21 protein-coding genes, 1 pseudogene and 1 other annotated feature are annotated in these 23,178 nt (G+C 36.9%); of the genes and pseudogenes, 20 read left to right on the plus strand and 2 right to left on the minus strand.

Features of this window, described 5'->3' with window-relative positions; translation table 11 throughout:
- Positions 1 to 15: 15 nt before the first annotated feature.
- A complete protein-coding gene (locus tag SMSK564_RS04055; protein ID WP_001011689.1) occupies positions 16 to 2,175 on the plus strand; it encodes a LicD family protein in 2,160 nt (719 codons plus the stop codon).
- Between the two features lie 58 nt (positions 2,176 to 2,233).
- A complete protein-coding gene (locus SMSK564_RS04060) occupies positions 2,234 to 3,046 on the plus strand; it encodes a LicD family protein (RefSeq protein ID WP_001290854.1) in 813 nt (270 codons plus the stop codon).
- A gap of 95 nt (positions 3,047 to 3,141) precedes the next feature.
- Here SMSK564_RS04060 and SMSK564_RS04065 read toward each other — a convergent pair whose 3' ends face one another.
- Positions 3,142 to 4,620, minus strand: coding sequence for an oligosaccharide flippase family protein (locus tag SMSK564_RS04065; protein WP_000789714.1), 1,479 nt, complete (start codon positions 4,618 to 4,620; stop codon positions 3,142 to 3,144).
- 124 nt (positions 4,621 to 4,744) lie between these two features.
- On the opposite strand from SMSK564_RS04065, the gene mecA reads away from it, so the two are divergent.
- The 7 genes from mecA (at position 4,745) to SMSK564_RS04100 (ending at position 13,738) form a co-directional block, all read left to right on the plus strand.
- Entirely contained in the window at positions 4,745 to 5,482 is a 738-nt protein-coding gene (gene mecA / locus SMSK564_RS04070) for an adaptor protein MecA (RefSeq protein WP_000782683.1), read from the plus strand.
- Positions 5,483 to 5,634: 152 nt separating this feature from the next.
- On the plus strand, positions 5,635 to 6,921 hold the full coding sequence (locus SMSK564_RS04075; protein WP_000216352.1) for a homoserine dehydrogenase: 1,287 nt from the start codon (positions 5,635 to 5,637) through the stop codon (positions 6,919 to 6,921).
- Between the two features lies 1 nt (position 6,922).
- On the plus strand, positions 6,923 to 7,792 hold the full coding sequence (gene thrB / locus SMSK564_RS04080; RefSeq protein WP_000692442.1) for a homoserine kinase: 870 nt from the start codon (positions 6,923 to 6,925) through the stop codon (positions 7,790 to 7,792).
- Positions 7,793 to 7,890: 98 nt separating this feature from the next.
- Positions 7,891 to 8,829 carry a peptide-methionine (R)-S-oxide reductase MsrB gene (gene msrB / locus SMSK564_RS04085; RefSeq protein WP_000818192.1) on the plus strand — a complete coding sequence of 313 codons (939 nt, stop codon included), beginning with the start codon at positions 7,891 to 7,893 and terminating at the stop codon, positions 8,827 to 8,829.
- 60 nt (positions 8,830 to 8,889) lie between these two features.
- A complete protein-coding gene (locus SMSK564_RS04090) occupies positions 8,890 to 10,614 on the plus strand; it encodes an ABC transporter ATP-binding protein (protein ID WP_000681729.1) in 1,725 nt (574 codons plus the stop codon).
- A 1-nt stretch (position 10,615) separates the two neighbouring features.
- On the plus strand, positions 10,616 to 12,364 hold the full coding sequence (locus SMSK564_RS04095) for an ABC transporter ATP-binding protein (RefSeq protein WP_001254293.1): 1,749 nt from the start codon (positions 10,616 to 10,618) through the stop codon (positions 12,362 to 12,364).
- A 114-nt stretch (positions 12,365 to 12,478) separates the two neighbouring features.
- Positions 12,479 to 13,738, plus strand: coding sequence for a TRZ/ATZ family protein (locus SMSK564_RS04100; protein WP_000870432.1), 1,260 nt, complete (start codon positions 12,479 to 12,481; stop codon positions 13,736 to 13,738).
- Positions 13,739 to 14,010: 272 nt separating this feature from the next.
- Here SMSK564_RS04100 and SMSK564_RS04105 read toward each other — a convergent pair whose 3' ends face one another.
- Positions 14,011 to 15,177: an IS30 family transposase gene (locus SMSK564_RS04105; RefSeq protein ID WP_000160546.1), complete on the minus strand. Its 1,167-nt coding sequence runs from the start codon at positions 15,175 to 15,177 to the stop codon at positions 14,011 to 14,013.
- Positions 15,178 to 15,357: 180 nt separating this feature from the next.
- Positions 15,358 to 15,493: a sequence feature (ribosomal protein L10 leader region), on the plus strand.
- A 39-nt stretch (positions 15,494 to 15,532) separates the two neighbouring features.
- Between SMSK564_RS04105 and rplJ the strand changes: the two genes are divergently transcribed.
- The 11 genes and pseudogenes from rplJ to SMSK564_RS04150 all read left to right on the plus strand — a co-directional run bounded on the left by rplJ (position 15,533) and on the right by SMSK564_RS04150 (position 23,042).
- On the plus strand, positions 15,533 to 16,033 hold the full coding sequence (gene rplJ, locus SMSK564_RS04110) for a 50S ribosomal protein L10 (protein WP_001287277.1): 501 nt from the start codon (positions 15,533 to 15,535) through the stop codon (positions 16,031 to 16,033).
- A gap of 72 nt (positions 16,034 to 16,105) precedes the next feature.
- Complete coding sequence (gene rplL, locus SMSK564_RS04115; protein WP_001196965.1) at positions 16,106 to 16,474, plus strand: 50S ribosomal protein L7/L12; 369 nt, start codon at positions 16,106 to 16,108, stop codon at positions 16,472 to 16,474.
- 201 nt (positions 16,475 to 16,675) lie between these two features.
- Positions 16,676 to 16,849: a hypothetical protein gene (locus tag SMSK564_RS12525; protein WP_000159608.1), complete on the plus strand. Its 174-nt coding sequence runs from the start codon at positions 16,676 to 16,678 to the stop codon at positions 16,847 to 16,849.
- Positions 16,846 to 17,396: pseudogene (locus SMSK564_RS04120) on the plus strand (replication initiator protein A); the annotation flags it as partial. The gene SMSK564_RS12525 and the pseudogene SMSK564_RS04120, both read left to right, overlap by 4 nt.
- Before the next feature lie 572 nt (positions 17,397 to 17,968).
- Positions 17,969 to 18,652: a response regulator transcription factor gene (locus tag SMSK564_RS04125; protein ID WP_000276746.1), complete on the plus strand. Its 684-nt coding sequence runs from the start codon at positions 17,969 to 17,971 to the stop codon at positions 18,650 to 18,652.
- Positions 18,645 to 19,820 carry a histidine kinase dimerization/phospho-acceptor domain-containing protein gene (locus tag SMSK564_RS04130; protein ID WP_255260760.1) on the plus strand — a complete coding sequence of 392 codons (1,176 nt, stop codon included), beginning with the start codon at positions 18,645 to 18,647 and terminating at the stop codon, positions 19,818 to 19,820. Before SMSK564_RS04125 ends, SMSK564_RS04130 begins: the two co-directional genes overlap by 8 nt.
- Positions 19,778 to 19,984 carry an ATP-binding protein gene (locus tag SMSK564_RS13565; RefSeq protein ID WP_369665114.1) on the plus strand — a complete coding sequence of 69 codons (207 nt, stop codon included), beginning with the start codon at positions 19,778 to 19,780 and terminating at the stop codon, positions 19,982 to 19,984. Before SMSK564_RS04130 ends, SMSK564_RS13565 begins: the two co-directional genes overlap by 43 nt.
- Positions 19,985 to 20,153: 169 nt before the next feature.
- A complete protein-coding gene (locus SMSK564_RS04135) occupies positions 20,154 to 20,840 on the plus strand; it encodes an ABC transporter ATP-binding protein (protein WP_001025881.1) in 687 nt (228 codons plus the stop codon).
- Positions 20,837 to 21,577, plus strand: a complete 741-nt coding sequence (locus SMSK564_RS04140; RefSeq protein ID WP_000591079.1) for a lantibiotic immunity ABC transporter MutE/EpiE family permease subunit — start codon at positions 20,837 to 20,839, stop codon at positions 21,575 to 21,577. Before SMSK564_RS04135 ends, SMSK564_RS04140 begins: the two co-directional genes overlap by 4 nt.
- Entirely contained in the window at positions 21,555 to 22,217 is a 663-nt protein-coding gene (locus tag SMSK564_RS04145) for an ABC-2 family transporter permease (RefSeq protein ID WP_000615441.1), read from the plus strand. The genes SMSK564_RS04140 and SMSK564_RS04145 overlap by 23 nt, the downstream gene beginning before the upstream one ends.
- A gap of 162 nt (positions 22,218 to 22,379) precedes the next feature.
- Complete coding sequence (locus tag SMSK564_RS04150; protein WP_000669431.1) at positions 22,380 to 23,042, plus strand: NisI/SpaI family lantibiotic immunity lipoprotein; 663 nt, start codon at positions 22,380 to 22,382, stop codon at positions 23,040 to 23,042.
- Positions 23,043 to 23,178: the final 136 nt, after the last annotated feature.

A 23,178-nucleotide genomic window follows, 5' to 3' on the forward strand; every position in this document is an offset into this window, starting at 1 on the left:
GAGAAGGAGTTGAAAATGAATTTTTCAAAAATGGATGAATACTTTGAAAAATCAAAACTATGGATTGCATATCTCTTTGTTTTCATTTCGATTTTAAGTATGAGTTCACTGGTTTATAAGATAGCAAATCCCCTTTATAAAGGATTGTCAGCGATTGTAGTGCTTTATATTTGCTATACCTTATTGTTTAAGTGGAAAAAAATCACAGTAGATCGTAAATTTCTATCCTTATTTGGACTCTTAGCTGGAAGTCATCTCTTATCAGCTATTTTCAATCGCTCTGGACATTTGATTGGAAATGTGATTGAGATCCTCTTTATGGTAACCTATATTTTATTATTTACCATGTTAGAATCAGGTCAATTGAAGAAATTATTTGATTGGATTGCTTACACTATTCAAATTATTTCTTTTTCTTCTGCGATTTTTGCGTTTGGTTTATTGGTAAGTAGAGTCCTTATCCTATTTAAAATTGGACAACAATCTTATTACTATGGTGTTATGAATGGACGTCTGTGGGGGATTGTCAATCCAAATGCTAGTGCGATATTTTCATACATTAGCATTGTTTTGGCTATGTATTTGATTCATAAAGGAAGTAAATATTCTGTCTATCTTAAACTGAATAATGTGATTCAATTAGTTTATTTTGCAACCATGCAAAGTAGAGGAGCTTTATTATCTTTAGTGTTAATGCTTGGGTTTTATAGTTTCTTTATTAACAGGGGCAAGTTAGCTAAGCGATTTCTAATCTTTATAGTTTCTGTTTTACTTGTTTCTGCTGCTAATATCGGATTGAGTTATGTAACCTCTATCTACATATCCTCGGGGAAAGCAACTGTATTAGACTTAAATAAAGGACAATCTTATGCAGAAACGGATTCTTCAGTTATAAAAAAAACAGGAGAACTTCATCTAATAGAAACAACACCTAGTGGTAGAACTTATATTTGGAAAAATGCTATAAAAATGGGAAGTGAGAAACCAATTTTTGGTTATGGTGTACGAAATGTTCCAGATTATTACACAAAATATTTCAGTAAATTTGAGATTCAAAATTCTCTTATTGGTGGAAATTTCCATAACATTTTGGTAACGATATTTGTTAGTTCTGGAATTTTAGGTTTAGTATCCTTTCTACTTCTACTAGGATATATATTTAAGCGCTTTTTGACTTATTTGATTGTTTCTAAAAAGAACTCTGAAAAGTTGATTATGATTCTTTTCTTTGGCATCTTGTTCGGTCAATTATTTGAAAGTCAGATTATGTACTCAACTAACTTTATTAATATTATCTTTTGGTTGATTATTGGTTATGGATTAGTTGTTTGCAAACGTGATGAAGGTATTCGTTATCAGGAAGTAACTGATATTAGAGAGATTCAACAGATGGAACTAGGAATCATGGAATACATTCATGAAACTTGTCAGAAAATTGGTGTCAAATATTTCCTAGCTTATGGCAGTCTTATCGGTGCGGTTCGTCATAAAGGTTTTATTCCTTGGGATGATGACATGGATATCTGTATGTTACGAGAAGATTATGAAAAGTTGCAAGACTATCTTATCGCTAACCCTGATGAACGTTACGAAGTGATGTCTTATAAAAATAATCTCAACTATGTCTATCCCTTCATGAAAGTGCAGGATAACCATACCTACTTGCTAGAAGAAGATGTTCGCATTGATTCAAATATGGGAATTTATGTGGATATTTTCCCTGTAGATGGTTACGAGGATGACTCGGTTTTTAAAGATAAAATGACGAGACTTATAAAAAAACGTCAATTAAGCTGTTATACATTTAAAGGGATTACCAATACTAAAAGCCTATTAAACTCTTTAATTCGCTATATATCAGTCATTATCTTCTATTTCACAAATACGAATAAGTATATTAGAGGCATTGATGAGCTTGCTAAATCACGTAAAGTGTCGGATTATGAGGAAGTGGATTATCTTATCTACAAGGATATGAACAAACCAGTGTGGAGACGCGAATGGCTAGAACAAGTTACTACTGGAACATTCGAAGGTAAGGAATTTATGATTCCAAAAAATTATCATGAAATTCTGACCTCGGACTACGGAAACTACATGCAATTACCACCAGTTGAGCTAAGGTTCTCTCATCATGATTTTCAATTGTGGAAAATTATTAAGGTATCCCAATGATGTCATTGAAATGAAGAAATCATTGACTCAATGTAAAAAGATTAGGAGTGAATAATAGATGTCAGAGAAAATTTTGACTCTTGAAGAAATTAAACAAATTGAATTAGATATTTTAAACTATTTGCATGAATTGTGTGAGGAACATGAAATCAAGTATTTTATTGATTTTGGAACCTTACTAGGAGCTGTACGCCATAAAGGTTTTATTCCTTGGGATGATGATACAGATATTTCCTTAGCGCGTGATGAATTTGAAAAACTCTATGAGATATTAAAAAATGAAAAACATCCCTACTACAGATTAATTTCATATAGAGAAACAAAAGGCTATCCTTATACATATATGAGAGTTTATGATGTGAGGACAAGAAGAGATGCTAATCTTTTAGATAAATCGGTTGTTCTAGGTACTTGTGTTGACATTTTTCCATACGATGGAGTTGTTACAGATGAACGTGATAGAAAAAAGATGAGACTTTATAAACAATTTATTAGACTTTCGTCTCTGAATTTTAAAGGAGTCAAAATAGATAATGGAGGTGTCAAGAATTTACCACGTTATTTTGCATCTGCAATTTTCAGACTGACTTCTCCACAGAAATGGAATGAAAAATTGGAGAAGTTAGTTTTGCAATATGATGTTGAGCAGGCTACAGATCTTGCATGTACTACTTATGACTCTTACTATCCAAGTGGAATTAAGAAAGAGTGGTTATATGATACAATTGAAATGCCATATGAGAACATTCTTGTGAAGGTTCCTAGAAAATTCCATGAGATTCTGGTTTACGAGTTTGGTGAAGACTATATGACTCCTCCGCCTATTGAAAATCAAAATCCAGGAACTGATAAAAATTACTGGATTGATTAATTTATGAGCAAATTACTTTGATTTGATAATTCGATAAAATAAATAGCCTACCTATCTACTGGAATATTCCTTGTTTTCGATAGGTAGGTTATTTTTTAATTTCTTTTAATCTTAGCAAGAGCAAGATTGAGTGCATAGTGGAATGTTTTATCTTTGGCGATAAAGAGTGTCAAGAGATAATAGATACCACAAGTTGCAACAGTCGAGAGAACCATGAGTATCATATTGAGGTTGACTATATAAGAGTTGATTTGGAAAAGGAATTTAAACGCAAAATAGATCGGAATGAATCCGAGCGATACAATAGTATAGCGTGTTAAAGTAGTAAAGATTTCTTTTAAGTCAAGCAGATGATGTTTCTTGATAAAGTAAATTTCTAGTAGAACAACTACAGTTTCTGCAATAATAGTAGTAGCAATGTAGTACTCTGGTGCAAAAATATTATTGAAATACAAGAGACTGTTGAGTAGGATATTAGCGCCGCCACCAATAAAGTAAAAGGCTGTTAAACGATTTTCGTGGTCGTTGATGAAGATAATTTGTTTACCAAGGATTAACTCAATGGCCCAAATGATAGTCCGAAAAGCGAAGACACTAGTCACAATACCAGCTTCAAGGTATTTTTCAGAAGAATAGATGACTGCAGCGTAGTTCCCTAATACCATAATCCCAATACTGGTTGGAATGATAAGGAAATAAAAGAGGGCGGCTCCTTGGTTCAGAAGATTTTTATAAGATTCGTAGTCTTTCTTACCGAGATAGTAGCCGAGACGTGGAATACTGACGTTGATAGCTCCACTCAGGACACTGGCAATCAACATAACGATGCTGAAAGCAATGGTATAATAAGAAATATAGTTTTCATCAGGCCCTTTGGTGATAAACATTCTATCGAGTAAGGTGTAGAGCATGTTGGCATTAGCTAGAAGCAACATGGTCAAGAGTGGCTTAGATGCTTTGATTAATTCGACAAGACCAATCTTGACAAAGGAAACTTCTCTCTTGATCCAAAGAAAACTGAGCAGGTAGTTGAGGATAGTTGTCGCACTCATGACAATGGCATAAGGAACGATATCATCTGCAGTTTTAACAAAGGTAAAGATAGCGACCAACATGGCAATACGAATAACCAAGGTTTTGTATAAGATAAAAGCATAATTTTCATAAGCCTCGTTCATCCACTCGATATAAAGGAATTGGAAGAGAGCCTGGACACCAAGTATATAGTAGAGTTCTTTTAAATTTTCAATACTATTATCCAGGTAAATAAATAGGAAATAGATACTTGTTGTTAGAACAGATGTAATAATGGAGATATAGAATAATTTAGAGAAAACATAGTTGATTTTATTTTTATCATCCTTGACCTTACTGATAGCTCGAATTCCGTAGTTGTAGATTCCGAAGGCGGCTAAAGGAATGATAAAGCTAGCCCAGGTATTGGCAGTATTGAAATAACCGTAGTTGGATTTGCTGAGAATCCGTGTCAGATAGGGATTAGTTATCAGCGGAAAAACGATATTGAGAACATTGACTAGTAAGCTAGCCAGTGCATTAACTTTTATATTTTTCATTGTACTTTCTTTCTTGTATTGTAAAATGGTCTCTAGTATTATATCACATTCTCGCTTCATTCTTTTGATAAAATCGTAAAAATCTAGTATAATAGATAGGACTGAAAGTATGAGGTTACTAGCAATGAAAATGAAACAAATTAGTGATACTACTTTAAAAATCACGATGTCTTTAGAGGATTTGATGGATCGAGGAATGGAGATTGCAGACTTTCTCGTTCCTCAAGAAAAAACAGAAGAGTTCTTTTATGCTATCTTGGATGAGTTAGAGATGCCTGATAGCTTTCTGGATACAGGCATGTTGAGCTTCCGTGTGACTCCAAAACCTGATAAGGTTGATGTCTTTGTAACCAAATCAAAGATTGACCAAAATCTAGATTTTGAAGATTTATCGGATTTGCCAGACATGGAAGAATTGGCTCAAATGTCGCCCGATGAATTTATCAAAACCTTAGAAAAAAGCATCGCGGACAAAACCAAGGATGACATCGAAGCCATTCAATCTCTAGAGCAAGTCGAAGCTAAGGAAGAAGAGCAAGAGCAGGCTGAACAAGAAGTTGAGAGCAAGAAAGAACCTTACATCTATTACATCCTTTCTTTTGCTAAGTTGGCTGACTTGGTGGCTTTTGCCAAGACAGTGACTTTTGATATGGAAACTTCTGAACTCTACAAGATGAATGAGCGCTATTATTTGACCATTTTAGTGGATATTGAAAATCATCCAAGTCCATATCCAGCTTGGCTGTTGGCCCGTATGCGCGAGTTTGCAGACGATAGTGATATCAGTCGTTCAGTCTTGCAAGAGTATGGCCAAGTCTTGATCAATCACGATGCAGTGATCAATCTACAAAAGATTGGATAATCCTTTCTGGAAAGCTATTTCTAGATTTTAAGAAGAGCGAATCGTTTGATTCGTTTTTTTCTTTTCTAGACTGAAATAGTGATTTACTATAATAGGAATTTTCACAAAATTCTGTTATAATGGCTATATTAGAAAATTTCGAGGAGACAAACATGACAGTTAAAATTGCTTTACTAGGATTTGGTACCGTTGCAAGTGGCGTGCCTTTCCTCCTAAAGGAAAATGGAGAAAAAATCAATCAATCAGCACATTCAGAGATTGAAGTTGCTAAGGTATTGGTCAAGGATGAAGATGAAAAGAATCGCTTGCTTGCAGCAGGGAATGACTTTAATTTTGTAACCAATGTAGATGATATTTTGTCAGACCAAGACATTACCATTGTAGTGGAATTGATGGGACGTATCGAACCTGCTAAAACCTTTATCACTCGTGCCTTGGAAGCTGGCAAACACGTTGTTACTGCCAATAAGGACCTTTTGGCTGTCCACGGTGCAGAATTGTTAGAAATCGCTCAAGCTAATAAGGTAGCACTTTACTACGAAGCAGCAGTAGCTGGTGGGATTCCAATTCTTCGTACTTTAGCAAATTCCTTGGCTTCTGATAAAGTCACGCGCGTGCTTGGAGTCGTTAACGGAACTTCCAACTTCATGATGACCAAGATGGTGGAAGAAGGCTGGTCTTACGATGATGCTCTTGCGGAAGCGCAAAGACTTGGTTTTGCAGAAAGCGATCCGACAAATGACGTGGATGGGATTGATGCAGCCTACAAGATGGTGATTTTGAGCCAATTTGCCTTTGGCATGAAGGTTGCCTTTGACGATGTAGCCCACAAGGGAATCCGCAACATCACACCAGAAGACGTAGCTGTAGCCCAAGAACTTGGCTATGTAGTGAAATTGGTTGGTTCTATTGAGGAAACTCCTTCAGGAATTGCTGCAGAAGTAACTCCAACTTTCCTTCCTAAAGCGCATCCACTTGCCAGTGTGAATGGCGTAATGAACGCTATCTTTGTAGAATCTATCGGTATTGGTGAGTCTATGTACTACGGACCAGGTGCGGGTCAAAAACCAACTGCAACAAGTGTTGTAGCAGATATTGTCCGTATCGTTCGTCGCTTGAATGATGGAACAATTGGAAAAGATTTCAACGAATACAGCCGTGACTTGGTCTTGGCAAATCCTGAAGATGTTAAAGCAAATTACTATTTCTCAATCTTGGCTCCAGACTCAAAAGGTCAGGTCTTGAAGTTGGCTGAAATCTTTAATGCTCAAGATATTTCCTTCAAGCAAATCCTCCAAGACGGCAAAGAGGGGGATATGGCGCGTGTTGTGATTATTACACACAAGATTAATAAAGCGCAACTTGAAAATGTTTCAACTGAATTGAAGAAGGTTTCAGAATTTGACCTCTTGAATACCTTCAAAGTGCTAGGAGAATAAGATGAAAATTATTGTACCTGCAACCAGTGCCAATATCGGGCCAGGATTTGACTCGGTCGGTGTAGCTGTAACCAAGTATCTTCAAATAGAGGTCTGCGAAGAACGGGATGAGTGGTTGATTGAACACCAGATTGGCAAATGGATACCACATGACGAGCGTAATCTCTTGCTCAAAATTGCTTTGCAAATTGTACCAGACTTGCAACCAAGACGTTTGAAAATGACCAGTGATGTTCCCTTGGCGCGTGGTTTGGGTTCTTCCAGCTCGGTTATTGTAGCTGGGATTGAACTAGCCAACCAACTGGGTCAACTCAACTTGTCTGACCATGAAAAGTTGCAGTTAGCGACCAAGATTGAAGGGCATCCTGACAATGTGGCTCCAGCCATTTATGGTAATCTCGTTGTTGCCAGCTCTGTTGAAGGGCAAGTTTCAGCTATCGTAGCAGACTTCCCAGAGTGTGATTTCCTAGCCTACATTCCAAACTATGAATTGCGTACTCGAGACAGCCGTGGTGTCTTGCCTAAGAAATTGTCCTATAAGGAAGCTGTTGCAGCTAGTTCTATCGCCAATGTGGCGGTTGCAGCCTTGTTGGCAGGAGACATGGTGACCGCTGGACAAGCAATCGAGGGAGACCTCTTCCACGAGCGCTATCGTCAGGACTTGGTGAGAGAATTTGCGACGATTAAGCAAGTAGCCAAAGAAAATGGTGCCTATGCAACCTACCTTTCTGGTGCTGGGCCGACAGTTATGGTTTTGGCTTCTCATGACAAGATGCCAACGATTAAGGCTGAATTGGAAAAGCAACCCTTCAAAGGAAAACTTCATGACTTGAAAGTTGATACCCAAGGTGTCCGTGTCGAAGCAAAATAAAGAATAGATGATAGGATGGGGAAACTCTTGACTAGAGGGCTTCCTATCCTTTTTTTGAAAAGAATTCGAGTTAAAAACTTGATAAAGGAGAAATAAAGATGGCAGAAATTTATCTAGCAGGTGGTTGTTTTTGGGGCCTAGAGGAATATTTTTCACGCATTTCTGGAGTGCTAGCAACTAGTGTTGGCTACGCTAATGGTCAAGTCGAAACGACCAATTACCAGCTGCTCAAGGAAACAGACCATGCAGAAACGGTTCAAGTGATTTATGATGAGAAGACAGTATCACTCAGAGAGATTTTACTTTATTATTTCCGTGTTATTGATCCATTATCAGTCAATCAACAAGGAAATGACCGTGGTCGCCAATATCGAACTGGGATTTATTATCAGGATGAAGCAGACTTGCCAGTTATCTACACAGTGGTGCGGGAGCAGGAGCGCATGCTTGGGAGAAAGATTGCAGTAGAGGTGGAGAAACTTCGTCACTACATTATGGCAGAAGACTACCACCAAGACTATCTTAAGAAAAATCCTTCGGGTTACTGTCATATCGATGTGACCGATGCTGAGAAGCCCTTGATTGACGCCTCTAACTATGAAAAGCCTAGCCAAGAAGTGTTAAAGGAAAGCTTAACTGAAGAGTCCTATCGTGTTACCCAAGAAGCTGCTACAGAGGCTCCATTTACCAATGTCTATGACCAAACCTTTGAAGAGGGAATTTATGTAGATATCACGACGGGTGAGCCACTCTTTTTTGCCAAGGATAAGTTTGCCTCAGGTTGTGGTTGGCCAAGTTTTAGCCGTCCGATTTCCAAGGAATTGATTCATTATTACAAGGATCTCAGCCATGGAATGGAGCGAATTGAGGTTCGTTCTCGTTCAGGTAATGCTCACTTGGGTCATGTTTTCACAGATGGACCTCGGGAGTTAGGTGGCCTCCGCTACTGTATCAATTCTGCTTCCTTGCGCTTCGTGGCCAAGGATGAGATGGAAGAAGCAGGATATGGCTATCTACTGCCTTACTTAAACAAATAAATCAGAGATGGTGGGTGCTTCCCACTTTCTTCATTTCTAGAAAACGAATAGAAGGGATCTATGAAACACCTATTATCTTACTTTAAACCCTACATCAAGGAATCAATTTTAGCACCCTTGTTCAAGCTGTTAGAAGCTGTTTTTGAACTCTTGGTTCCCATGGTGATTGCTGGGATTGTTGACCAATCCTTGCCCCAGAGAAATCAGAGTCATCTCTGGATGCTGATTGGCCTGCTCCTTATTTTTGCAGTGATTGGTGTTGTAGTGGCCTTAATAGCCCAGTTCTACTCAGCTAAGGCTGCGGTTGGATTTGCCAAGGAATTGACAAACGATCTCTATCGTCATATTCTTTCCTTGCCCAAGGACAGCAGAGACCGTTTGACAACTTCTAGCTTGGTTACTCGCTTGACTTCGGACACCTATCAGATTCAGACTGGTATTAATCAATTCCTGCGTCTCTTTTTGCGAGCGCCTATTATCGTTTTTGGTGCCATTTTTATGGCCTATCGAATCTCAGCTGAGCTGACTTTCTGGTTCTTGGTCATGGTTGTCATTTTGACTATTGTTATTGTAGGGCTCTCTAGACTGGTCAATCCTCTCTACAGCAGTCTGAGAAAGAAAACAGATCAACTGGTTCAGGAAACACGCCAGCAATTACAAGGGATGCGGGTTATTCGAGCTTTTGGACAAGAAAAACGAGAGTTACAGATTTTTCAAACTCTTAACCAAGTCTATGCTAGATTACAAGAAAAGACAGGTTTCTGGTCTAGTTTATTAACTCCTCTGACCTATCTGATTGTTAATGGAACTCTCCTCGTTGTTATCTGGCAGGGATATGTTTCTATTCAAGGAGGCTTGCTTAGTCAAGGTGCCTTGATTGCTCTTATCAATTATCTATTGCAGATCTTGGTGGAATTGGTCAAGCTAGCCATGCTGATAAATTCTCTCAACCAGTCCTATATCTCAGCCAAGCGAATTGAGGAGGTCTTTGTCGAAGCTCCCGAAGACATCCGCTCAGAGTTAGAACAAAAGCAAGTTACCAGCGAGCAGGTTTTACAAGTCCAAGAATTGACCTTTACCTATCCTGATGCAGCTCAACCTTCTCTAAGAGACATTTCCTTTGATATGAAGCAAGGGCAAAACCTGGGTATCATTGGGGGAACTGGTTCTGGTAAATCAAGCCTGGTGCAAGTCTTACTTGGTCTTTATTCAATAGATAAGGGAAGCATTGACCTTTATCGAGATGGATGTAGTCCTCGTAATCTTGAGCAGTGGCGGTCTTGGATTGCCTATGTTCCTCAAAAGGTCGAACTCTTTAAGGGGACTATTCGTTCCAACTTGACTCTAGGTTTACATCAAGAAGTCACTGACCAAGAACTCTGGCAGGCCTTGGAAATTGCGCAAGCAAAGGATTTTGTCAGTGAAAAGGAAGGACTCTTGGATGACCTAGTTGAGGGAGGAGGTCGAAATTTCTCAGGTGGACAAAAACAAAGGCTGTCTATCGCACGAGCAGTCTTGCGCCAGGCTCCGTTTCTCATCTTAGATGATGCGACTTCGGCCCTCGACACCATTACCGAGTCCAGGCTCTTGAAAGCTATCCGAGAAAATTTGCCAAATACAAGTTTAATCTTGATATCTCAACGAACCTCGACTTTACAGATAGCTGACCAGATTCTCCTCTTGGAAAAAGGGGAGCTCCTAGCTATCGGCAAGCACGAGGACTTGATGAAATCCAGCAAAGTCTATCGTGAAATCAATGCATCCCAACATGGTAAGGAGGACTAGTATGAGACGACAAACTGCAAACCAGACGCTCACACGTTTGGCTAAGGATTTAGCAAGCCATCCCTTCCTCCTTTTCCTAGCCTTTCTAGGAACTATTGCCCAAGTTGGCTTATCAATTTACCTACCTATCCTGATTGGTCAGGTCATTGACCAAGTCCTAGTGGATGGTTCTTCACCAGTTTTTTGGCAGATTTTCATCCAGATGATCTTGGTGGTCATAGGAAATACACTGGTACAATGGGCCAATCCTCTTCTTTATAATCGCTTAATCTTCTCTTATACTAAAGATTTGCGAGAGCGAATCATTCATAAGCTCCATCGTTTGCCGATTGCTTTTGTAGATCGGCAAGGCAGTGGAGAGATGGTCAGTCGTGTGACCACAGACATCGAACAGTTGGCAGCCGGCTTGACCATGATTTTTAACCAATTTTTCATTGGTGTCTTGATGATTTTGGTTAGTATTCTAGCAATGCTCCAAATCCATCTCCTCATGACCCTCTTGGTCTTGCTGTTGACCCCACTATCCATGGTGATTTCACGCTTTATTGCCAAACGCTCCTATCATCTCTTCCAGAAGCAAACAGAGACGAGGGGGATTCAGACTCAGTTGATTGAAGAATCGCTTAGCCAGCAGACCATTATCCAGTCCTTTAATGCTCAGACAGAGTTTATCCAAAGACTTCATGAGGCGAATGAAAATTACGCAGGTTATTCTCAGTCAGCCATCTTTTATTCTTCAACGGTCAATCCTTCGACTCGCTTTGTTAATGCACTCATCTATGCTCTTCTTGCTGGAGTGGGAGCCTATCGTATCATGATGGGGTCCACCTTGACCATCGGACGTTTAGTGACTTTTTTGAATTACGTCCAACAGTACACCAAACCCTTTAATGATATTTCTTCAGTTCTAGCCGAGTTGCAAAGTGCTCTGGCTTGTGCAGAGCGCGTCTATGCTATCTTAGAAAGTCCTGAGGTAGCTGAAACAGGTAAGGAAGTCTTGACCAGTGACCAGGTTAAGGGAGCCATTTCCTTTAAACAGGTCTCTTTTGGCTACCATCCAGAAAAGATCTTGATTAAGGACTTGTCTATCGATATCCCAGCTGGTAGCAAGGTGGCCATCGTTGGTCCAACAGGTGCTGGAAAGTCAACTCTGATCAATCTCCTTATGCGTTTTTACCCTATTAATTCAGGAGATATCCTGCTGGATGGGCAATCTATTTATGATTATACCCGAGCGTCATTGAGACAGCAGTTTGGCATGGTGCTCCAAGAAACCTGGCTCAAGCAAGGAACTATTCATGATAATATTGCCTTTGGAAATCCTGAAGCCAGTCGGGAGCAGGTGATTGCTGCTGCCAAAGCAGCCAATGCAGACTTTTTCATCCAGCAGTTGCCACAGGGATACGATACCAAGTTGGAAAATGCAGGAGAATCACTATCTGTCGGTCAAGCCCAGCTCTTGACCATCGCCCGAGTCTTTCTAGCTATCCCTAAGATTCTTATCTTAGACGAGGCGACTTCCTCCATCGATACGCGGACAGAAGTGCTGGTACAGGATGCCTTTGCTAAGCTCATGAAGGGGCGCACAAGCTTTATCATTGCCCATCGTTTGTCAACCATTCAAGATGCAGATTTGATTCTTGTCTTGGTGGATGGCGATATCGTGGAGTATGGGAACCATCAGGACCTCATGGCTAGAAAAGGCAAGTATTACCAAATGCAGCAAGCTGCAGCTTTTAGCTCAGAATAAGCCTTCCTCTTTTGAAATTTTATAGACGAAAAAAGTTGCCTTCGGGTGACTTTTTTGTTACAATAGCTAGAAAAATTATTCACTGTAAATTGTCTTATAGAAAAGGAGCCTAGAATGAAAGTCTATCAGCATGTAAATATCGTGACTTGTGACCAAGATTTCCATGTTTATCTGGATGGAATCTTATCAGTTAAGGATTCTCAAATTGTCTATGTCGGTCAAGAGAAGCCAGAGATTTTAGAGCAAGCTGAGCAGATTATAGACTATCAGGGAGCCTGGATTATGCCTGGATTGGTTAATTGCCATACCCATTCTGCTATGACAGGCTTGCGAGGGATTCGGGATGACAGCAATCTCCATGAATGGCTTAATGACTATATCTGGCCAGCAGAAGCTGAGTTGACTCCCGACATAACTATCAAGGCGGTCAAAGAAGCTTTGATAGAGATGCTCCAGTCAGGTACAACAACCTTTAATGATATGTATAATCCCAATGGTGTGGATATTGAGCGGATTTATCAGGCAGTGAAAACTTCCAAGATGCGTTGTTATTTCTCACCGACTCTTTTTTCTTCAGAGGCAGAGACAACTGCTGAAACTATAAGCAGAACTCGAGCAATCATTGAGGAAATAATTGGATATAAAAATCCAAATTTCAAGGTTATGGTAGCCCCACATTCTCCTTACAGCTGTAGTAGAGACTTGCTGGAAGAGAGCTTGAAAATGGCAAAAGAGCTGGACGTTCCCATCCATATCCACGTGGCGGAGACCAAGGAGGAGTCAGGCATTATCCTGAAACGATACGGCAAACGCCCCCTCGCCTTTTTAGAAGAACTGGGTTACTTAGAGCATCCGTCTGTCTTTGCTCACGGGGTCGAATTAAACGATCGAGACATTGAGCGCTTGGCGACTTCTCAAGTGGCTATCGCCCATAATCCTATTAGTAACCTCAAATTGGCATCAGGGATTGCTCCTATCATTCAACTGCAAAAAACAGGAGTGGCAGTAGGAATTGCGACTGACTCGGTTGCTTCCAATAACAATCTAGATATGTTTGAGGAAGGACGGACTGCAGCCCTTCTTCAGAAGATGAAAAGTGGGGATGCCAGCCAATTTCCTATCGAAACAGCTCTCAAGGCACTGACAATCGAAGGGGCTAAGGTTCTAGGAATGGAAAATCAGATAGGAAGTCTAGAAGTCGGCAAGCAAGCAGATTTTCTCGTTATTCAACCACAAGGCAAAATTCATCTCCAACCTCAGGAAAATATGCTTTCTCATCTCGTCTATGCTGTTAAATCCAGTGATGTTGATGATGTCTATATCGGTGGAGAACAGGTTGTTAAGCAAGGTCAAGTCCTAACAGTAGAACTTTAAAAGAAAAATCACGAAAAATTGGTAAATTCCCAAACTAAGTTCCACTACTAATCCAAGTGGAAGTTAGTCTGATAAAAATCCTAAAAACCAGTGGAAATCCGTGTCAGGGTAAGTTCCACTGGTTTTACTAATGCTTGATTTCATCGCTTTTGTAGCCAAAAGGAATCGAAAAAAAGAGCGCATAAAATCCCCTCATCTGAAAGCGTTTCAGATTAAGTTCCGCTATGGTGGAAGTTAGTGTGAGACGTTTGAATAGGGTTAAAGGTTAGTTTTTAGAACTTATGTTGGAGTAATTTAGACGACTGGCAGACGTCTTCTGCAGGTATTTTAGAAATGCCGAGAAGCTTAGGAAGTTCTTCTCCGTAAGTAAAGGCAAAGAGTTCATAGGCCGACTTTCCATTCAAAGCAGCACGTTTGACACTGTTGACATGAGAGCAGACGAGATTGATGTCCTCTTGAGTTAAGTTGTCAAAAGAAGTTCCCTTAGGTAGAATGTCGCGAATCAAGGTGTGATTTTTCTCAATTCTCCCTTTCTGGTCAGAGCGATTGGGGTCACAAAAGAAGAGTTTACTCTCTCCTCGCACATCCATTTCGATATCATCAACTCTGGCAAACTCTCCACCATTATCAGTAAGAATGATAGGAAAGAGTTGGAAGAAGTCTTTGTCAGCTTCATGAAGGGTGTTCTTAATATCATAGAGGTGTTTGGTAACCTCAAGGGCAGTTTTATTATCCAGAAGCCTAGCGAAGATAAAGTTACAGAAAGACAGATTGAAGGTCAGTAGGACTTTACCTCCCATCCTGCCCAGAACTGTGTCCATTTCCAACCAAGAGTCTAGTTGATTAAGGGTTAAATAGTTTTGGAAATCCTCATAGGAACGGCCTTTTTTAGCTTCTTTAGGGATAGAAGGTAGCTTACTTTTCCGTCTCTCTTTAAATTTAACGGCTCTGGCTAGGTCAATAGGAGCGATAGATAGGTATCCTTTTCGGATGTGTCGATAGACAGTTGAGGAGCTGACATCGAGGTTATGAGTTTTGAGGATATGATAGATGTGTTGTCCTTTTTTAACACCATCAGAAATGACTTTGTCCATGTCCCAGAAGGTCTTAGAATTAAGGGGAGTGCCTTCACGAGCCTCAACAAGAGTTTGTTCGTACTGTTTTTGAGCTTGTTTAGCAAGGTAGAAAATCTTCTTATAGCCACAATTTTGTCTTCTTTTAGGGCATCCATTACAGACAAAGGGAGCCTTATCGAGTAGAGGGCAAGGAAGGTTATCACACGTAGACTCTCGGACTTGTCTGTTTCGTTTGACTTCTTTGGAAACAGTGGTTGGGTCTTTTAGAATGGATTGTCCGATAGCTTTGAAGGTTTCACCGCGCTCTAAGCCTAATTGGATATCATTACGGTCTGAAAGGGTAAGGTGTTTATGTTTTGTCATAGTAGACCTCATTTCTAACTCAAACGTCTCACACTTAATTCCACCATAAAAATCCGTTTTAGACTAATTTCCACTTTGGTCAGGCAAGTGGAAGTTACTTTGAGAAGTTACTATCACGAAAAATTTTAAAAAAAGTTTGCAAAAATCTTGCATTCTTTTTTTGACTATGCTATACTTATATACGGTTTGAAAAAACTGCCTAAGACAGTAGGGGAGCTCGACTCATAAGTATCCTACCGAGGACAAAACGTATCATGTAAAAAGAAGCGTATTGTACTTTCGTGTCTAGGTTTGGGCGCGTTTTTCTTTTGGAAAAATTTCCCCAAGCAAAATAATAACGGAGGTGAACACACTAATGAGTGAAGCAATTATTGCTAAAAAAGCGGAACTAGTTGACGTAGTAGCTGAAAAAATGAAAGCTGCTGCATCTATCGTCGTTGTTGACGCTCGTGGTTTGACAGTTGAGCAAGATACAGTTCTTCGTCGTGAGCTTCGTGGAAGCGAAGTTGAGTACAAAGTCATTAAAAACTCAATCTTGCGTCGTGCAGCTGAAAAAGCTGGTCTTGAAGATCTTGCATCTGTATTTGTTGGACCATCTGCAGTAGCATTTTCTAACGAAGATGTTATCGCACCAGCGAAAATCTTGAACGACTTTTCTAAAAACGCTGAGGCACTTGAAATTAAAGGTGGTGCAATCGAAGGCGCTGTCGCATCTAAAGAAGAGATTCTTGCACTTGCAACTCTTCCAAACCGCGAAGGACTTCTTTCTATGCTCCTTTCTGTACTTCAAGCGCCAGTGCGCAACGTTGCTCTTGCAGTCAAAGCGGTTGCAGACAACAAAGAAGACGCAGCTTAATCTTAAGCTACGCAGCGTAGCCTAGCTACGAAAATCTATTATAAATTTAAAACATATTTGGAGGAAATAACAATGGCATTGAACATTGAAAACATTATTGCTGAAATTAAAGAAGCTTCAATCCTTGAATTGAACGACCTTGTAAAAGCTATCGAAGAAGAATTTGGTGTAACTGCAGCTGCTCCTGTAGCTGTTGCTGCAGCTGGTGCTGCTGACGCTGGTGCTGCTAAAGATTCATTCGACGTTGAATTGACATCTGCAGGCGACAAAAAAGTTGGCGTTATCAAAGTTGTACGTGAAATCACAGGTCTTGGACTTAAAGAAGCTAAAGAACTTGTTGACGGTGCACCAGCACTTGTTAAAGAAGGCGTTGCAACTGCAGAAGCTGAAGAAATCAAAGCTAAATTGGAAGAAGCTGGAGCTTCAGTTACTCTTAAATAAGAGGCATATACCAATTAGAATTCGGAATACTATAGTATCAGCCTTTTAGAATCGTGAACACATTTTAGAAACTGATAAATAAATTTAGTTTCCTACCAAAAACCCTACCAAAATTTAATTTGGCAGGGTTTTTCTTTTTAATAAAATTATTTTGGAGAACAGTTGAATATTGTTCTCCTTTTTTTATTTTCAGGAGGAAAAATGACAAAAGAATTACAATCATCACGCTATATTGTCATTTCATTTTTAGTACGTGAAATGGGAATTGACATTGTTGAAGCCATCTCTCTTATGGCTGAATTAGAAAAAAGTGGCTTGGTTCGATTGGAATCAAGTGGAGATTTAACACTCAAAGAACTTGGAGGAGTGCTATGAAACGAATTACCGCAAATCAATACCAAACTTCAGAACGGTATTATAAATTACCTAAAATTCTTTTTGAGGATGAGAAATATATGGATATGAAACTAGAAGTAAAGGTGGCTTATTCTATTTTAAAAGATCGTTTAGAATTATCTCTCAGTCGTGTTTGGATAGATGAAGAAGGAGCAGTCTATTTAGTATTTTCTAATTCTAAACTGATGAAGCTATTAGGTTGTTCGAAGTCAAAATTACTGTCCATCAAAAAAATTCTTAAAGAAAATGACTTAATTGATGAAGTCCAACAGTCTTCAAGTGAGAAAGGAAGACTAGCTAATAAGATTTACTTAGGGGAATTATCTTCTACCCCAGTAGGTAATTCAAACAGGCCTAGTGTTAAAAAAGACTAGAGCAGGTTGAAAATGAAACGGCCCCCGTCTCACATTTAGCCCCTAGTGAGACTGAAGTTAGTGAGACTAAATATAGTGAGACTGAATTTTTATTTATTGAGGATGAGAGGAACTCTCAACCTATCTTGAAAAGAAAAGTAGAAAAGGTTACATTTCTTTATCATTTTTAACCTTGCTTTACTTGTCTTAGCATGCTGGACAGGATATAAGTGGAAGAGGGGATAGAAAATAATCTGAACCAGTTCAAAACTTATTCTATTTTTTAGGACATGAAAAATTTTAGAAATTGATTCTTTCTTAAATTTGAATTTCACTAGTAGTGTAAAGATGATTTTTTCTCTGAATAAAATCTGAATTTTCTCTGATACAATCTCAAATGTCAAGGTTCAATAATTGTTGCTTCAGTAGGTGATGATGGTCTAGATTAAAATAATCAAGAAGCATTGAAACATTACGTTGGAGAACTTAAGGGGGAGGATTATTCACATATAGATGTGAAAGTTATGGTTATTTCTGCTGGATAAGAAATGACATTGACGGCACTCAAATTAGATTATTAAATATTACGAATTTTGTTCAAGATAGTGTAAAATAGATTTGTACTATTTTTTAAAAATATAATTTAAAAAATAAAGAACAATTACAAATTGATGTATTGAGACTATTCTTTGTCAAGAATACGGAGCTTTGCAGATAGTTCTCTAAAATATTTTGAGGTGATAGAATGTATAAGATATTAGTTGTAGATGACGATTTTGAAATTTTGAAACTGATGCGAACTATTTTAGAGATGAAAAACTATCAGGTAACGACGTATCAAGAAGTCACCGTACCAATCAATATTAATAATTTCAAAGGATTTGATTTGATTTTATTAGATGTAATGATGCCTAATATAGATGGTATGCAAATTTGTAAGCAGATTAGAAATAAAGTAAGATCTCCTATTATTTTTGTTAGTGCAAAAGATACCGAAGATGATATAGTATCAGGGTTGAATTTAGGAGGAGATGACTATATTACAAAACCTTTCAGCATCAATCAATTAATTGCCAAAGTTGCTGCAAATCTCAAACGAGAAGAACGATACAAACAAGGTGAATTAAGTAATCAAATTGTTCGAGAATTATCCCCAATAACGATTTATTTACAAGAAAAAATTGTTTGTATTAATGGAGATAGTCTTGCTTTTACAAGTAGGGAATATGATATCATAGAGCTATTATCTAGCAATCCAAGAAAAATTTTTACTGTACAAGATATATATGAAAATGTTTATGATGATGATGCTGAAACCCTCTTTCGTTCAATATCTGAGTATATCTATCAAATAAGATTAAAATTCTCATCGTATGGAATTAATCCTATAAAAACAGTTAGAGGTATGGGATACAAGTGGCATGAGTAAGAAGAGTACAATTAGAGGGCGCATAATAAGGACTGTTTTAGAACTAGTAACAGGTACGTTACTGAGTATACTTTTATTTTTTATATTTACTTATTTACTTGTTTTTACTGGACAATTAAATGTATACGGCTCTAAAATGGAAATTTCAGTGAGTGATAGCAGCAATTTAAGTGATGTAGTCCAAGCAATGAATAACTCTATATTTGACTATGTTGTATTTAATCGCAAGACGGGTACAATTGAAGAGGGCAACTATCAAAAAAAGGATTTGCCAGCCTATCGAGAAGTTTTTGCTAAAAATGAATCCATAAGTAATGATGCAGTGTATTATGGGTATTACGCTAATTCAGAGATTGTACTTACTGTCAGGCAACCCATGATACATGAGTTTGTTAATCCGAATTTGCGTCACTTTTCATTTAATCTATTTTCTTATTTATTTTTCTTCGTTATCGAAACAATTTTACTCATTTGGTCACTTACAAGATTAATAAAAGAATTTTCAAATAATTTTCTCCTCATACAAAAAAAGACTTTAAACATGGGACAGTTAACATTTAAAGATAAAAACATTCCTGCTCAAATACAAGAGTTCGATGAAATTCTTTCTGTATTATATCAAAAGGACGACGAGTTAACTAATCTACTCAAATCAGAGAGAAGGGAGAAGGAAGATTTATCTTTTCAAGTTGGTGCATTAGCTCATGATGTAAAAACTCCTTTAACAGTACTAAAAGGAAATTTAGAGTTGCTTGAATTAACTAACCTGACTGATCAACAGAAGGAATATACTCAGTCAATGAATAACAGTATAGTGATTTTTGAAAGATACTTTAGTTCAATGATTGATTATTCAAGATTACTAATTGAAGATAAAGATTATGGGGAACAGATATATTTATCTGATTTTTTAAGTGATCTGTCAGTAGAGGCGAAATCTGTAATGAATAATGCAAAGGTTGATTTCAAAATTATTAATACTACAAAATTAATGTTTTTTAAGGGAAATCGTTTTAATTTAAATAGGGCATTAATTAATATTTTAGCAAATGCAGCAAGATATAGTTCTGGAGAAAAAAAGTTACGCTTACTATCATTGAGGAAACAGAGTATATTAATTTTGGAGTGTGGAATAATGGTATGCCTTTTACTGAACAGTCCTTATTAAATGCAGATAAGTTATTTTATACTGAGAATAAAGGTAGGAATAATAAGCACTATGGTTTAGGGTTAGCATTTGCTAAACAAGTTGCAACTAGACATTTTGGAGAATTGTTTTTATCAAATCCAGATAGAGGTGGTGCTCAAGTGACGTTGCTTATTAAAAAATAATTCTATAGGGATATATTAGATAGCTTCCATATAATAGTTATGTATAAAAATAGATGGTTTTCTAAATTGAGGACTGTCTATTTTTTTATTTTTTAAAATTGGAAAATCTGAACAAATTTTGAAAAATAAAGTGTAACATACAAGTATAAATAAAGGAGGAATTATAGTTATGAATATACAAGTTCAAAAACTTAGAAAATCATACAAGGATAGAGAAGTGCTGAAAAATATTTCTTTTGAAATAAAAGAGGGAAGTATTTGTGGATTATTAGGTATCAATGGTGCTGGAAAATCAACAATTATGAAGATTATTTTTGGTCTTGAAAACGCTGATAGTGGTACGGTTATCTTTAATGGGGGAAAAAATGCGGGCATATATGAGATTGGAGCGCTTATTGAAACTCCTGCTATCTATATGAACTTATCTGCTTTTGATAATTTAAAAACAAGAGCATTGTTATATGACATTTCTGACGAACGAATTAATGAAGTATTAAACTTGATTGGGCTATCTAATACGGGAAAGAAGAAAGCAGGGAGCTTTTCTTTAGGCATGAAACAACGTTTGGGATTAGGTATGGCAATAATTACTAGTCCAGATTTGCTCATTTTAGATGAACCTACCAATGGATTGGATCCAGATGGTATAAAGGAATTATTGAATTTAATGATTTCTTTAAAGAAATCAGGAATGACAATTCTTTTATCTAGCCATCAACTGTATGAAGTTAGTAAAGTGGCAGATAAAGTTGTTATTTTACATGATGGTCACATTTTTTACGACGGTTCGAATGTTCAAAGTGATGATTTAGAATCTTTATTTTTTAGAATTGTTCATGGAGGTGACGCAATATGATAAAAATAGTTAAATCAGAATGGTTAAAACAGCGAAAAAATACATCCAAAAAATTCTTGATAATAGCTCCGAGCTTGTCGATTTTAATAGCGGTATTACTTGTTGGACCGAGCATTATAGAAAGTTTTTCAATATATTGGTGGGAAGCCGTCTTTTTGTATACACTTATTGGATTGTTATTTTTATATGATTATAAAGCAGAAGAAGCTGCAGGAAACTTCCAGAATATATACTTTCGAAATGATAGCATAAAAATATATATCGTAAAGATACTTTTGAAATTAAAAGATTTACTCATTTCTAACGTATGGTTTTTAGCTATATTATTATTTACAAGTAATTTTTTGTATGCCGACTTAATATCATTTAATATAATTGGTGACTTAATTTGTTTAGTACTTATTTCGATAACATCCATATGGGTATTGCCACTCTTGTATCTATTTTCGAAATGGATCAACCCCTATATCTTAGTATCTATTAACTCCTTGATTTGTTTTTTGGTTGCACCTTTTATCGCTCAAAGTAGCTTTTGGTTCTTCTTTCCTTTTACATATCATTATAAAATTGCTTATAGTCTTATGTATATAAAACCGTCAGGAGATTTAGATTTAACAAATCATGTAACAGACGTTAAAATGGTAGTATTTGCCGTATTTCTATCATTGATTCTATTTATTGTTTCTTTGTTAATGTTAAATTGGAGGTTAAGTAATGATCCAATTGCTAAAAAGTGAAATGATTAAATTTAAAGGTTCGTATCAACTATACATTATTTTGATTTTGTCTACTATACAACTATTGACAATTCCAATTTACATATTATCTGTAAATAACACAATTGTATTGGAAAATATTATATTTTTACCGATGTTAGGCTATTGTATGATAACTACGATAATCACTTTATTAGTATCTGAACAAGAAATCAATGCTAATAAATATCAGAATATTAGAAGCGGGAGAAATATATCCAGTATATGGGGAGCGAAACTTTTTGTGTTAGATTTACTATTATCTTTACTCACTATTCCTTTATGGGTAGTTGTAGGTATAGAGTTAGAACACTTTTCATATTATTTTTACGTAGGAATAGTTAGTTGGTTATTACTAATATTGTTAAGTCATTTCCATATGCTATTGACATTGTTTATTGCGAAAGGCGGCAATTTACTTATAGCTGTTGTAGAAAGTTTATTTATAGTATTTGCAACAAATAAAGTTTTTCTTAATATTTTTTGGATTCCAGTAATTTTACCAGTTAATATAATTTTAGAAAATAATTTTAGAAGCACAACCTATTTATTAGCTTTAACTTTTTATGTTGTATTATTGTTTGTTGCTAATTTAGTAGTTGTAAGCAGAAAAGGTGTTTAATTATATACTATGATTGAAATGAAGGGAGTATTAAATTTTTGGATGGAAGTTTGGGAATTGTTTTGACTTTACTTCATATCCAAAATAGGTCTGTAAAGACATATTGGAGAGAGGCGTTATTGATTTTTGATAATGTAACTATAGAAAATTAGGAGGAGAACTATGAAATTCAAAAAGATCTATCTTTCCGTCATTTTTTTCTTAAGTTTACTTGGATTGTCTGGATGTACATATGAGAAGTATGATGTTAAATTTCTTGACTTAAGTTATAATCGATTCGATTATAAAGGAGAGCATTATGGTGTAACTAATCAATTAATTTCATATGAAGATATTGAAAGTAAAGTAAGCAATCATGATGATACTTATGAAATATCTTACGATGATTCCAATAATGAAATAAAGAATGATTTGTTGGAGATTGGTGACTTATATCAGACCAAGAATAGAGAATTTGCCATAAAAATTGATAGTACTTTCTATAAATGTAGACTAGTTGATAATATTTCTAAAGAAGAACTCCTAAAAGTTTCTGACTTATTTAATGTTCGCTTAGTAGGAGGATTTGCTATCAATGAGCAAGAAGCCAGAGAGTTGAAGATAGGGGAACAATTATTTACAATTACTGAAGAAATTATTCCAAAAGAAGAGCTTAGTGCTACAGTTGCTAATTTAGATAATCAAGTGAAGTCAGTCACTAGATTATCAGGGGAGCACGAAAGTTGGAAATATGGAGAAATTTGTTCTTTAAAAAATCAGTCTATCTACGAGAAAGTAGCAGTTAAATTGAATGGAGAATATCATTTGGCTTTCTTTAGAAGTTAAACTGGGCAAAAAGTCTTTAAAAGAAAAAACGCCAAATAATAGAGCGACTACATTAGTAGCTTAAAGACATGATTAAACCGCTATTCTTAGGAGTAGTGGTTTTTCTTTTTGTTTAAAAAGGGGCAAAAAAGGGGGC

The sequence above is a fragment of the Streptococcus mitis SK564 genome (assembly GCF_000148525.1).
GTDB classification, from domain to species: Bacteria; Bacillota; Bacilli; order Lactobacillales; family Streptococcaceae; genus Streptococcus; species Streptococcus mitis_H.

Bases quoted from the DNA above. Each gene is read 5' to 3' on its own strand.
- SMSK564_RS04055 (WP_001011689.1), top strand. From the start codon at position 16: ATGAATTTTTCAAAAATGGATGAATACTTTGAAAAATCAAAACTATGG.
- SMSK564_RS04060 (WP_001290854.1), top strand. From the start codon at position 2,234: ATGTCAGAGAAAATTTTGACTCTTGAAGAAATTAAACAAATTGAATTA.
- SMSK564_RS04065 (WP_000789714.1), bottom strand. From the start codon at position 4,620: ATGAAAAATATAAAAGTTAATGCACTGGCTAGCTTACTAGTCAATGTT.
- mecA (WP_000782683.1), top strand. From the start codon at position 4,745: ATGAAAATGAAACAAATTAGTGATACTACTTTAAAAATCACGATGTCT.
- SMSK564_RS04075 (WP_000216352.1), top strand. From the start codon at position 5,635: ATGACAGTTAAAATTGCTTTACTAGGATTTGGTACCGTTGCAAGTGGC.
- thrB (WP_000692442.1), top strand. From the start codon at position 6,923: ATGAAAATTATTGTACCTGCAACCAGTGCCAATATCGGGCCAGGATTT.
- msrB (WP_000818192.1), top strand. From the start codon at position 7,891: ATGGCAGAAATTTATCTAGCAGGTGGTTGTTTTTGGGGCCTAGAGGAA.
- SMSK564_RS04090 (WP_000681729.1), top strand. From the start codon at position 8,890: ATGAAACACCTATTATCTTACTTTAAACCCTACATCAAGGAATCAATT.
- SMSK564_RS04095 (WP_001254293.1), top strand. From the start codon at position 10,616: ATGAGACGACAAACTGCAAACCAGACGCTCACACGTTTGGCTAAGGAT.
- SMSK564_RS04100 (WP_000870432.1), top strand. From the start codon at position 12,479: ATGAAAGTCTATCAGCATGTAAATATCGTGACTTGTGACCAAGATTTC.
- SMSK564_RS04105 (WP_000160546.1), bottom strand. From the start codon at position 15,177: ATGACAAAACATAAACACCTTACCCTTTCAGACCGTAATGATATCCAA.
- rplJ (WP_001287277.1), top strand. From the start codon at position 15,533: ATGAGTGAAGCAATTATTGCTAAAAAAGCGGAACTAGTTGACGTAGTA.
- rplL (WP_001196965.1), top strand. From the start codon at position 16,106: ATGGCATTGAACATTGAAAACATTATTGCTGAAATTAAAGAAGCTTCA.
- SMSK564_RS12525 (WP_000159608.1), top strand. From the start codon at position 16,676: ATGACAAAAGAATTACAATCATCACGCTATATTGTCATTTCATTTTTA.
- SMSK564_RS04125 (WP_000276746.1), top strand. From the start codon at position 17,969: ATGTATAAGATATTAGTTGTAGATGACGATTTTGAAATTTTGAAACTG.
- SMSK564_RS04130 (WP_255260760.1), top strand. From the start codon at position 18,645: ATGAGTAAGAAGAGTACAATTAGAGGGCGCATAATAAGGACTGTTTTA.
- SMSK564_RS04135 (WP_001025881.1), top strand. From the start codon at position 20,154: ATGAATATACAAGTTCAAAAACTTAGAAAATCATACAAGGATAGAGAA.
- SMSK564_RS04140 (WP_000591079.1), top strand. From the start codon at position 20,837: ATGATAAAAATAGTTAAATCAGAATGGTTAAAACAGCGAAAAAATACA.
- SMSK564_RS04145 (WP_000615441.1), top strand. From the start codon at position 21,555: ATGATCCAATTGCTAAAAAGTGAAATGATTAAATTTAAAGGTTCGTAT.
- SMSK564_RS04150 (WP_000669431.1), top strand. From the start codon at position 22,380: ATGAAATTCAAAAAGATCTATCTTTCCGTCATTTTTTTCTTAAGTTTA.